This is a genomic window from Tabrizicola flagellatus (assembly GCF_046295235.1).
Classification (GTDB): Bacteria; Pseudomonadota; Alphaproteobacteria; order Rhodobacterales; family Rhodobacteraceae; genus Tabrizicola; species Tabrizicola flagellata_A.
This window is the reverse complement of the sequence record NZ_JBKBLV010000003.1, coordinates 41314-50245: the sequence shown is the minus strand read 5'-3', so window position 1 is coordinate 50245 and position 8932 is coordinate 41314. Positions and strand designations below refer to the sequence as shown.

The 8932-nt window shown below is 66.4% G+C and carries 9 protein-coding genes; 5 read left to right on the top strand and 4 right to left on the bottom strand.

Going from position 1 to position 8932, the window contains the following annotated elements:
* Positions 1-22: 22 nt before the first annotated feature.
* The 3 genes from ACK4IU_RS01825 (at position 23) to ACK4IU_RS01815 (ending at position 2638) form a co-directional block, all read left to right on the top strand.
* Entirely contained in the window at positions 23-607 is a 585-nt protein-coding gene (locus ACK4IU_RS01825) for a DUF924 family protein (protein ID WP_409731041.1), read from the top strand.
* Positions 608-683: 76 nt separating this feature from the next.
* Positions 684-2081, top strand: a complete 1398-nt coding sequence (gene lpdA / locus ACK4IU_RS01820) for a dihydrolipoyl dehydrogenase (RefSeq protein ID WP_409731039.1) — start codon at positions 684-686, stop codon at positions 2079-2081.
* Positions 2081-2638, top strand: coding sequence for a methyltransferase domain-containing protein (locus ACK4IU_RS01815; protein WP_409731037.1), 558 nt, complete (start codon positions 2081-2083; stop codon positions 2636-2638). The genes lpdA and ACK4IU_RS01815 overlap by 1 nt, the downstream gene beginning before the upstream one ends.
* Before the next feature lie 85 nt (positions 2639-2723).
* Here ACK4IU_RS01815 and ACK4IU_RS01810 read toward each other — a convergent pair whose 3' ends face one another.
* A complete protein-coding gene (locus tag ACK4IU_RS01810) occupies positions 2724-3191 on the bottom strand; it encodes a DUF6647 family protein (RefSeq protein ID WP_409731035.1) in 468 nt (155 codons plus the stop codon).
* A 218-nt stretch (positions 3192-3409) separates the two neighbouring features.
* On the opposite strand from ACK4IU_RS01810, the gene ACK4IU_RS01805 reads away from it, so the two are divergent.
* Positions 3410-4564, top strand: coding sequence for an MFS transporter (locus ACK4IU_RS01805; protein ID WP_409731033.1), 1155 nt, complete (start codon positions 3410-3412; stop codon positions 4562-4564).
* On the opposite strand, the gene ACK4IU_RS01800 is transcribed toward ACK4IU_RS01805, so the two are convergent.
* Positions 4561-4920, bottom strand: coding sequence for a rhodanese-like domain-containing protein (locus ACK4IU_RS01800; protein WP_409731031.1), 360 nt, complete (start codon positions 4918-4920; stop codon positions 4561-4563). The genes ACK4IU_RS01805 and ACK4IU_RS01800 overlap by 4 nt on opposite strands.
* 160 nt (positions 4921-5080) lie before the next feature.
* Between ACK4IU_RS01800 and uvrA the strand changes: the two genes are divergently transcribed.
* Positions 5081-7945, top strand: coding sequence for an excinuclease ABC subunit UvrA (uvrA, locus tag ACK4IU_RS01795; RefSeq protein ID WP_409731029.1), 2865 nt, complete (start codon positions 5081-5083; stop codon positions 7943-7945).
* 16 nt (positions 7946-7961) lie between these two features.
* Here the strand turns inward: uvrA and ACK4IU_RS01790 are convergent, their stop codons facing one another.
* Together ACK4IU_RS01790 and ACK4IU_RS01785 are read right to left on the bottom strand one after the other, a co-directional pair.
* Positions 7962-8171 carry a DUF2892 domain-containing protein gene (locus tag ACK4IU_RS01790; protein ID WP_149586663.1) on the bottom strand — a complete coding sequence of 70 codons (210 nt, stop codon included), beginning with the start codon at positions 8169-8171 and terminating at the stop codon, positions 7962-7964.
* Positions 8172-8244: 73 nt separating this feature from the next.
* Positions 8245-8895 carry a Crp/Fnr family transcriptional regulator gene (locus ACK4IU_RS01785; RefSeq protein WP_409731027.1) on the bottom strand — a complete coding sequence of 217 codons (651 nt, stop codon included), beginning with the start codon at positions 8893-8895 and terminating at the stop codon, positions 8245-8247.
* Between the last annotated feature and the right edge of the window lie 37 nt (positions 8896-8932).

Here is an 8932-nt window from a genome sequence, read left to right as displayed (position 1 = left end):
TTGCCGGGAAAGGGGGGCTGCCATGTCCGATCCGATCGCTCTTCTGGACTTCTGGCTTCACGAGATCGGCCCCGAGGGCTGGTATGCGGGCGGGGACGAGATCGACAGCCTCTGCCGCGATCGCTTTGCCGATCTCTGGCAGGCGGCCCGTGACGGCGGGCTGGAGCACTGGGCCGAGGGCACGGTTGGCACGCTCGCCTACCTGATCCTGACCGACCAGATCCCGCGCAACATCCACCGCGGCACGGCGCTGGCCTTCGCGACCGACCCGCAGGCCCGCGCCGCCGCCCGCAAGGCGCTGCAGGCCGGCTGGGACCTTGGCGCGCCCGAACCCGAACGGCAGTTCTTCTACATGCCCTTCGAGCATTCCGAGGACCCGGAGGACCAGGCTCTGTCGGTGCGGCTTCTGACCGAGCGCGTCGCCTCGGACCCCGAGATGGCGCTGCACGCCCGCGCGCACCAGGAGGTTATCGCCCGCTTCGGTCGCTTTCCCACCCGCAATGCCGCGCTGGGACGGATCAGCAGCCCGGAAGAGCAGAAATATCTCGACGAGGGCGGCTACATGGCCGTTGTAAATCGGCTGAAAAGCCATGCGCCCGATGCATAGGGCCACGGCAGCCCCAGCGTTGCTAGGGGTTTCCATATAGTTTAATGGCAAACTACTTTTTCTGGAGGAGGGAAAGATGGCTGCCCAAAGCTTCGACGTGATCGTGATCGGTGCCGGACCGGGGGGCTATGTCGCCGCCATCCGGGCCAGCCAGCTGGGCCTGAAGGTCGCCATCGTCGAACGCGAACATCTGGGCGGCATCTGCCTGAACTGGGGCTGCATCCCGACGAAGGCGCTTCTGCGCAGCGCCGAGGTCTTCCACCTGATGCACCGCGCCAAGGAATTCGGACTGAAGGCGGAAGCAATCGGTTACGACCTGCCCGCCGTCGTCGCGCGCAGCCGCGCGGTGGCGAAACAGCTTTCGGGCGGGATCGGCCACCTGATGAAGAAGAACAAGGTCACCGTGTTCATGGGCACTGCTACGCTGCCGAAGCAGGGCACGGTCAGCGTCAAGACCGACAAGGGCAGCGAGGAGTTGACGGCGAAGCACATCATCCTCGCCACCGGCGCCCGCGCGCGCGAGCTGCCGGGGCTCGAGGCCGACGGCGATCTGGTCTGGTCCTACAAGCACGCGCTGGTCGCCAGCCGGATGCCGAAGAAGCTTCTGGTGATCGGCTCGGGCGCCATCGGTATCGAATTCGCCAGCTTCTTCAACACGCTTGGCGCCGATACCACTGTGGTCGAGGTGATGGACCGCATCCTGCCGGTTGAAGATGCCGAGATCAGCGCCTTTGCCAAGAAACAGTTCGTCAAGCAGGGCATGAAGATCCTGGAAAAGGCCGCGGTCAAGAAGCTGGACCGGCATCCCGGCAAGGGCGTGACCGCGCATATCGAACAGGACGGCAAGGTCACCACGCAGGACTTCGACACCGTCATCTCGGCTGTGGGCATCGTCGGCAACGTGGAAAACCTCGGGTTCGAGGCGCTGGGGGTGAAGATCGACCGCACCCATGTCGTGACCGACGAATTCTGCCGCACCGGGGTTCCCGGGCTTTACGCCATCGGCGACATCGCGGGCGCGCCCTGGCTGGCGCACAAGGCGAGCCACGAGGGCGTGATGGTCGCCGAACTGATCGCGGGCGGCCATCCGCACCCGATCAAGCCCAACTCCATCGCCGGCTGCACCTATTGCCACCCGCAGGTAGCCTCGGTCGGCCTGACCGAGCAGAAGGCGAAGGACGCGGGCTACACGGTCAAGGTCGGCCGCTTCCCCTTCATCGGCAACGGCAAGGCCATCGCGCTTGGCGAACCGGAAGGCATGGTGAAAACCGTTTTCGACGCCAAGACCGGCGAGCTTCTCGGCGCCCACATGGTCGGCGCGGAAGTGACGGAACTGATCCAGGGCTATGTCGTGGGCCGCACGCTCGAGACGACGGAAGAAGACCTGATGAACACCGTCTTCCCGCATCCGACCCTGTCCGAGATGATGCACGAGGCCGTGCTCGACGCCTACGGACGCGCGCTGCACATCTGATGCGGTCGCTGAACCGCGTCGTGGTGCAGAAGGCCAGCCGGGACTGGATCACCAGTCTCGGCCCCGAGCGGCTGGATGTGCTGGAACTGTCGGGAAAATGGGGCCAGAGCTTTCCGTTCCGCAGCTATCTTGCGCTGAACCGCTGGAAATTCGACCCCTGCAAGGGGCCGATGCTGGACGGGGCGGGCAAGGTGGTCCGCTTCGACCTCATCATGGCGGACCAGGTCTGGGAACATGTGGACCGCCCCCATGCCGCGACCCGCAACATCTACCGGATGCTGCGCAGGGGCGGCTGGTTCTGGCTCGCGGTGCCCTTCTTCATCCCCTACCACGCCGCCCCGGTGGACTGTTCGCGCTGGACGGCGCGGGGGTTGAAGAACCTGCTGATCGAGGCCGGGTTCGCCGCGGACCGGATCCAGGCGCACCAATGGGGCAACCGCCATGTCGCGCGGCGGAACCTCGAAACTCCCTGGCCGCCGGAACTGCGCGACGACGACGACCTGACCGACGATCCCGATTTTCCGGTTGTCACCTGGGCCATGGCGCAGAAGGACTGACCCCTGCGCCTCCTCGTTCGCCTTCGGGTCCTCGTCGGTGGGGAACCTACAGCGACGAGCGGCGAAGCCGACGAGGAGCCGCCGGTCAGTAGTCCGGCGCGGCCCCGCAGGTGCCCAGCTGGTCACCCAGCATCCGGGTCAGCAGCGCGTCGCGGGTCAGCCCGGCGCGATGCAGGAAATCGGCCTGCACCCGGTAGGCCTCGGCCTCCAGCGCGGCGGGGCAGGGCGCGCGGGCGTCCGCACCTTCCGCGAACTGCGCGGCATGGACCATCTCGTGCAGGAGGAAGCTTTGCCCGTAGGCGGTGGTCAGGTCGAGATCCGGCGCCAGCTCGATCCGCCCGGTCTCGGGGAAATAGGCCCCGGCCTGCGAGCGCAGGCCCGCCGCGCCCTCCAGCGCCGAGAAGCCGATCTCGGGGCAGGGGACCGGCGCGTAGGCGGTGCTGTCGGTCAGGACGCGATTCAGCCCGGCGACCAGCGCGCATCGCTCGCCGGCCCGGGCCGCGGGGGCCAGGAGAAGGGCGGTGGCCAGCAGGGCGGCGGCAAGAGGTGTCATGAAAGCCATGCTGAACTTTCATGAAAACTTTGCAAGTCCGACATGAAGCTGTGAAGTCACGTTTTGCGACAAGGCCGCAGCGGGCCGAGTCGCCGTGCGAAGACTCTTGCGAATTCCCTGGCGCCCGCAGCCAAACATCTGACGCCGAAGGATTATCCCGATCTGTCCAAGCGGGACAGGCTCTGGCGTCGCGCGATCGTTCCGGTTACGACTGCCCCATGCGCCCGCTTCCCCCCATGCTTCTCGTCCTCCTTCTCTGGGCCGCCGGCCTTGGCGCCGCCGCCCAGTTCGGGAAAATCTCGATCCTCTACGAGACCCTGCGCACCACCTACGGCGGCGGGGGAGAAGTCGCGCTTGGCCTCGTCGTGTCGATCGTCGGCATGGTCGGGCTGATCTTCGGCACCACCGCCGGCCTGCTGGTCGCCCGGATTGGCCCGCGCCGGGCCATCGTCGCGGCGCTGGCGGCAGGGGCGGCGATGTCGGCGCTGCAAAGCCTGCTGCCCGCCTACCCCCTGATGCTGGCCAGCCGGATCGTGGAAGGGGCAAGCCACCTTGCCATCGTTGTCGTCGGGCCGACGATGATCGCCGCGCTTGCCCCCGAACACCGCCGGCCGCTGGCGATGACGCTGTGGTCGTCGTTCTTCGGGGTGACCTACACGATCCTCGCGCTGATCGGACCCATGGCAACGCCGACCGGCCTCTTCCTCGGCCACGCCGCCTGGATGGCCGCGCTGGCGGCGATCCTCGCCCTGACCCTGCCGCCCGACCCCCGGGGCCAGGCGCTGCCGATGGACAACCTCCTGGCCCAGCACGCCCGGATCTACGCTTCGCCCCGCCTCGCGGCCCCGGCGATGGGGTTCTGCTGCTATACCTTCCTCTACGTCGCCGTCCTGACACTGCTGCCGCCCGAAACGCCCGCGACCCACCGCGCGCTGATAGCGGCGGGGATGCCGCTCGTTTCCATCGCCGTCTCGCTGACGCTGGGGGTCTGGCTCCTGGGCCGGATGAGCGCGGTCCGGCTGGTCCAGGCGGGCTATGCCGTGGCGATCCCCGGCTTCCTGCTCCTGTGGCTGTTCTGGGGGCAGGGGGCCGGGATGGTGGCGGGGGGCTTCCTGCTTTCGGCCGCGCTCGGCATCGTGCAGGGGGCGAGCTTTGCTGCGATCCCCGAGCTGAACGCCAGCGCCGAGGACCGCGCCCGCGCCGCCGGGGCGGTGGCGCAACTGGGCAATCTGGGCACCACGACCGGCACGCCGGTTCTGGCCACGCTCATGGCCAGCGCCGGGCCGGCCGGGCTGACCATCGCTGCCGTCACGCTTTCAGCGTTGGGAATCGCCGTTCACGCGGTCCAGAAGGCCCGCCGCTTGCGGCTCTAGTAGGCGACGACCTGGCCGCCGCCTGCCGCCCAGTCGCGCAGGCCGCCAAGATTGTAGACCGGACCGTAGCCCAGCCGGGTTAGCGCATCCGCCGCCATCCCCGACCGCCCGCCCGAGGCGCAATAGACCGCGATGGGTAGCCCGTGCGGCAGTTCGCAGTCCGGGTGCTTCGGATCGGCCTTGATGCCCAGAATCGACAGCGGGATCAGCCGCGCGCCCTTGGCGATGCCCGAGGCCTTGGCCTCGGCGACTTCGCGCACGTCGAGCAGAACCATTCTTTCCTGCGCGACCAGATCGGCGACTTCGGCGATGCTGGGACGTGCAGTGGTCTGGCCCGGACGGAGAAAGGAGAACATGGAGCACCTCGGTTGTGGATTTTCACCTATATAGCTTGCTAGATGAAAATGTGAAGCCCCTTTTTCGCGTCGGCAGCATGTTCATGCTACGTTCACTTTTTCCGGTTGGAGACTCGTCGAAACCGTCCTATGTCTTGCGCCTGCACCTTTGGGGTCGGCCATGGCGGAACAGAAGTTCATCGAAGTGCGCGGCGCGCGCGAGCACAACCTCAAGGGCGTGGATGTCGATATTCCGCGCGACAAGCTGGTGGTCATCACCGGGCTGTCGGGGTCCGGCAAGTCGTCGCTAGCCTTCGACACGATCTATGCGGAAGGGCAGCGCCGCTATGTCGAGAGTCTGTCGGCCTATGCCCGGCAGTTCCTGGACATGATGGGCAAGCCGGACGTGGACCACATCTCGGGCCTGTCGCCGGCCATATCCATCGAGCAGAAGACGACCTCGAAGAACCCGCGCTCTACCGTCGGCACGGTGACGGAAATCTACGACTACCTGCGCCTGCTGTTTGCCCGCGTCGGCACGCCCTATTCCCCCGCGACCGGCCTGCCGATCACCGCGATGCAGGTGCAGGACATGGTGGATGCCGTGATGGCGATGGAGGAGGGGACGCGCGCCTATCTCCTCGCCCCGATCATCCGGGACCGGAAGGGGGAATACAAGAAGGAGTTCCTGGAACTGCGCAAGCAGGGTTTCCAGCGCGTCAAGGTCAACGGGGCCTTCTACGAGCTCGAGGAGCCACCAACGCTCGACAAGAAGTTCCGCCACAACATCGACGTGGTGGTGGACCGGATCGTGGTGCGCGAGGGGATCGAGACGCGGCTTGCCGACAGTTTCCGCACCGCGCTGAACCTCGCCGACGGGATCGCGGTCATCGAACTGGCCGATTTGAAAGAGGGCGAGGAGCCCACCCGCATCACCTATTCCGAGAAATTCGCCTGTCCCGTCAGCGGCTTCACCATCGCCGAGATCGAGCCGCGCCTGTTCAGCTTCAACGCACCCTTCGGCGCCTGCCCGGTCTGCGACGGCCTTGGGATGGAACTGTTCTTCGATGAACGCCTTGTCGTGCCCGACCAGAACCTGACGCTGCTGCAAGGCGCCATCGCGCCCTGGGCCAAGTCGAAATCGCCCTATCTGACCCAGACGATGGAGGCCCTGGCCAAGCACTACGGCTTCGACCTCAAGGCCAAGTGGAAGGACCTGCCGGAGAACATCAAGGAGTTGTTCCTGCGCGGCTCGAAGGGCGAGGAGATCGAGTTCCGCTATGACGAGGGCGGGCGGGTCTATCAGGTCAAGCGGGTCTATGAGGGGATCATCCCCAACATGGAACGCCGCTACCGCGAGACCGACAGCGCCTGGAGCCGCGAGGAGATGGAGCGCTATCAGTCGAACCGCGCCTGCGGGGCCTGCGGCGGCTATCGGCTGAAGCCCGAGGCGCTGGCGGTCAAGATTGCCGGGCTGCACATCGGCCAGGTGGTCGAAATGTCAATCACCGAGGCCTTCGCCTGGGTGGAAGGCGTGGCCGCGACGCTGACGAAACAGCAGAACGAGATCGCCCGGGCCATTCTGAAGGAAATCCGCGAACGTCTTGGATTCCTTGTGAATGTCGGCCTGAACTACCTGACGATGAGCCGCGCCGCGGGCACCCTGTCGGGCGGGGAATCGCAGCGGATTCGCCTTGCCTCGCAGATCGGATCGGGCCTGACGGGTGTGCTCTATGTGCTGGACGAACCCTCGATCGGCCTTCACCAGCGCGACAACGACCGGCTTCTGACCACGCTGAAGAACTTGCGCGATGCGGGGAACACGGTGCTGGTGGTGGAACATGACGAGGACGCGATCCGCGAGGCCGACTATGTCTTTGACATGGGACCGGGCGCCGGGGTGCATGGCGGGATGGTGGTCAGCCACGGCACGCCCGCCGAGGTGGCCGCCGATTCGGCCAGCTTGACCGGCCAGTATCTCTCCGGCGCGCGGGAGATTGCGGTGCCGAAGGCGCGGCGCAAGGGAAACGGCAAGATGCTGACCGTGGTGGGCGCCACGGGCAACAACCTGAAGAACGTCACCGTCGATTTCCCGCTGGGCAAGTTCATCTGCGTGACCGGGGTCTCGGGCGGCGGCAAGTCCTCGCTGACCATCGAGACGCTGTTCAAGACGGCGGCCATGCGCCTGAACGGCGCACACGAGACGCCGGCCCCCTGCGAGACGATCAAGGGATTCGAGCATCTGGACAAGGTGATCGACATCGACCAGCGGCCGATCGGGCGGACTCCGCGTTCCAACCCAGCCACTTACACCGGGGCCTTCACGCCGATCCGCGACTGGTTCGCGGGCCTGCCGGAGTCAAAGGCGCGCGGCTACGGGCCGGGGCGGTTCAGCTTCAACGTCAAGGGCGGGCGCTGCGAAGCCTGCCAGGGCGACGGCGTGCTGAAGATCGAGATGAACTTCCTGCCCGATGTCTATGTCACCTGCGAGACCTGCAAGGGCCACCGCTACAACCGCGAGACTCTGGAAATCAAGTTCAAGAACAAGAGCATCGCCGACGTTCTTGAGATGACTTGCGAAGATGCGCGCGACTTCTTCCAGGCCGTCCCCGCGATCCGCGAGAAGATGGAGGCGCTCTGCGAGGTGGGCCTTGGCTACATCAAGGTCGGCCAGCAGGCGACGACCCTGTCAGGGGGCGAGGCGCAGCGGGTGAAGCTGTCGAAGGAACTCAGCCGCCGGGCGACGGGTCGGACGCTCTACATCCTCGACGAGCCGACCACGGGCCTGCACTTCGAGGATGTTAGGAAACTCCTGGAAGTTCTTCATTCCCTTGTGGATCAGGGCAATACGGTGGTGGTGATCGAGCACAACCTTGACGTGGTCAAGACGGCCGACTGGGTCATCGACATCGGCCCCGAGGGCGGCGATGGCGGCGGCGAGATCGTGGCGACCGGCACGCCCGAGGACGTGGTGAAGGTCGCGGCCAGCCACACCGGCCGCTATCTGAAGGACCTGCTCAAGCCGAGGAAAATGGCGGCGGAGTGATCCGCCGCCGCACTCGTTACGCCTTCTTCATCGGGCAGGTGGAGATCCCGAGAATGGAATAGAGCGGGCAAGTGCCGAACAGGCCCGTGGCCAGCGGCACGACGCCGATCAGCTTGGCGTAGTGCCAGAAGCCCTCACCCCGGTCGACGAAGAACCAGACCAGCAGGGCAATGCCCACCACGATTCGCAGCACGCGGTCCACGCCGCCTACATTGGTCTTGAACATTTCAGCCTCCTTGCGGCCGTCATGGCCATGCTTCCTGAATAGCACAAGGCGACCGAGTCGGTCTGTGACCAGATCACACTGCCTGAGCGGCCAGGCGGCGGATTTCCTCGGGGTCGTGCAGGCGGACATGGCCGCGCTCGACGCTGACCCAGCCCTGGCGGGCGAAGGCCTCCAGCCGGCGCGATACCACCTCGCGCGCCGAACCTATGCGGGCGGCCAGTTCTGCCTGGGTGGCCTGTACCAGCTCGCCATCAGCCAGGTCCAGAAGCGCCTCGGCCAGCCGCACCTCGACCCGGCCGAAGGCGACTCGCTCCAAAAGCTGCGTCAGTTCCGCCATGCGCTGCCCGAAGGCACGCAGGACAAAGGCGCGGAAGCCCGGATCGCTGTCCAGAAGCCGGGCAAAGATGGGCCGGGGGATCAGCACCAGTTCGACCTCGGAGGCCGTCACCGCCTCGCCGGAATAGGGTTCGTCCCCCATCAGGCCAAGCGTCGTCTGCACGCAGCTTTCGCCGGGTTCCACCGCATACAGGAGGATCTCACGCCCCGAGGCGGCGGTCAGGCGCACCTCGATCCGGCCCGAGAGCACGATGACGAAGCCCTGCGCCAGATCGCCGGCCCGAAACAGGACCTGGCCCTTTGGGACTACCCGATTCGGCAGGTCTGTCAGCAGCTTGCAGCTTTCGGGGGCAAGGTCGCAGGCAAGATCGGGGGGCAGGGTCCACATGCGGCGATCATGCCGGTCGGCGGGCGCGGCGCAAGCG

What these genes read in the sequence shown, in the direction of transcription:
- uvrA (WP_409731029.1), top strand. Translation starts at nt 5,081, where the DNA reads ATGGCGGAACAGAAGTTCATCGAAGTGCGCGGCGCGCGCGAGCACAAC.
- ACK4IU_RS01810 (WP_409731035.1), bottom strand. Translation starts at nt 3,191, where the DNA reads ATGACACCTCTTGCCGCCGCCCTGCTGGCCACCGCCCTTCTCCTGGCC.
- ACK4IU_RS01815 (WP_409731037.1), top strand. Translation starts at nt 2,081, where the DNA reads ATGCGGTCGCTGAACCGCGTCGTGGTGCAGAAGGCCAGCCGGGACTGG.
- ACK4IU_RS01785 (WP_409731027.1), bottom strand. Translation starts at nt 8,895, where the DNA reads ATGTGGACCCTGCCCCCCGATCTTGCCTGCGACCTTGCCCCCGAAAGC.
- ACK4IU_RS01800 (WP_409731031.1), bottom strand. Translation starts at nt 4,920, where the DNA reads ATGTTCTCCTTTCTCCGTCCGGGCCAGACCACTGCACGTCCCAGCATC.
- ACK4IU_RS01790 (WP_149586663.1), bottom strand. Translation starts at nt 8,171, where the DNA reads ATGTTCAAGACCAATGTAGGCGGCGTGGACCGCGTGCTGCGAATCGTG.
- lpdA (WP_409731039.1), top strand. Translation starts at nt 684, where the DNA reads ATGGCTGCCCAAAGCTTCGACGTGATCGTGATCGGTGCCGGACCGGGG.
- ACK4IU_RS01825 (WP_409731041.1), top strand. Translation starts at nt 23, where the DNA reads ATGTCCGATCCGATCGCTCTTCTGGACTTCTGGCTTCACGAGATCGGC.
- ACK4IU_RS01805 (WP_409731033.1), top strand. Translation starts at nt 3,410, where the DNA reads ATGCGCCCGCTTCCCCCCATGCTTCTCGTCCTCCTTCTCTGGGCCGCC.